Here is a 1,355-nt window from a genome sequence, read left to right as displayed (position 1 = left end):
CCACCAACGTCGTCACCGGCAAGGCCGACGTGTTCTACGCCGATTCGCCGGTCGCGGGTTATGCGATCTCCCAGACCGACGACCAGCTTGAGGCCCTCGGTGAGGACGTCGGCGTGACCAAGGAGGCCGTGGCCATCAAGAAGGGTGATTCCGACACGGCCAAGGCGGTGCAGGCGGCCATGCAGAAGCTGATGGATGACGGCACGTACATGAAGATCCTCAAGCATTGGGGCGTCGAATCCGGCGCCGTCGACAAGGCCGAGATCAACCCGACCGATTTGGGCTGATCGGCGCACTGACGCTGCGGGCGTAGGGGCATCGGACGTATATAGATCGATGCCCCTACGCTTTTTGCCGATTAACGTCGGCGTAGCATTGCGGTTTTATCGTGTGCCTTTGGAATACTGGACGTCTGATTGGCAAATGGACGATTACCGTTCAGTGGATGGGAAGAGAATAGAAGGAGAACCCACTATGTCGTTGAAATTCAAATCGTTTGCCGCTCTCGCGCTGAGCGCGGCCATGATGTTCTCCGTCGCCGCATGCGGCACCACGGATTCCGGTGACGCCAAAAGCGACTCGAAGGCGAAGAACACCACCGTTGGTTACGATGTGAGCACCATCAAGAAGGATGACGAGCTGGCCAAGCTGGCCGCCTCCGCGAAGACCGTCAAGGACGGCGAGCTGTCCGTCGGCATGGAACTGTCCTATGCTCCGGCCGAATTCTACGCCGAAGACGGCAAGACGCCGGTCGGCTACGATGTGGACATGTCCAAGGCCATCGCCCAGACGCTGGGCCTGAAGCCGAAGATCGTCTCCTCCATGTTCGACACCATCGTCCCGTCCATCGGCTCCAAGTACGATCTGGGCATCACCGCCATGACCATCACCGAAGAGCGTCTGCAGTCCGTCGACTTCGTGAGCTACTACCGCGCCGGCTCCACGTGGGCCGTGCAGAAGGGCAACCCGAAGAAGCTCGACACCTCCGACATGTGCGGCGCGAAGATCGCAGTGCAGACCGGCACCGTCCAGGAGGACGAGGCCAACAAGATCGCCAAGGGCTGCAAGGCCGACAAGAAGGCCGAAGTGATGTCCTACAAGCGTCAGGCCGAAGCCGCCACCGCAGTGGCCACCGGTAAGGCCGACGTGTTCTACGCCGATTCGCCGGTCGCCGGCTACGCGATCTCCCAGACCGACGGCCAGCTTGAGGCGCTCGGCGACGTTGAAGGCGTGGCCAAGCAGGGCATCGCCATCAAGAAGGGCGACCAGCAGCTCGACGAGGCCGTGCAGAAGGCCGTGCAGAAGCTGATGGATGACGGCACGTACATGAAGATCCTCAAGCATTGGGGCGTCGA

The 1,355-nt window shown here is 61.1% G+C and carries 2 protein-coding genes; both read left to right on the top strand.

Annotated features, from left to right (window positions below; genetic code table 11):
• A partial coding sequence (locus KSX58_RS10265; RefSeq protein WP_195422662.1) for a transporter substrate-binding domain-containing protein occupies positions 1 to 287 on the top strand: 287 nt, incomplete at its 5' end.
• 187 nt (positions 288 to 474) lie between these two features.
• A partial coding sequence (locus tag KSX58_RS10260; protein WP_217060922.1) for an ABC transporter substrate-binding protein occupies positions 475 to 1,355 on the top strand: 881 nt, incomplete at its 3' end.

Origin of the sequence: Bifidobacterium sp. MSK.17.10, assembly GCF_019129655.1 — a bacterium.
Classification (GTDB): domain Bacteria; phylum Actinomycetota; class Actinomycetes; order Actinomycetales; family Bifidobacteriaceae; genus Bifidobacterium; species Bifidobacterium adolescentis.
Note: the sequence above shows the minus strand (reverse complement) of the source record. Positions and strands in the feature narration are given on the sequence as shown.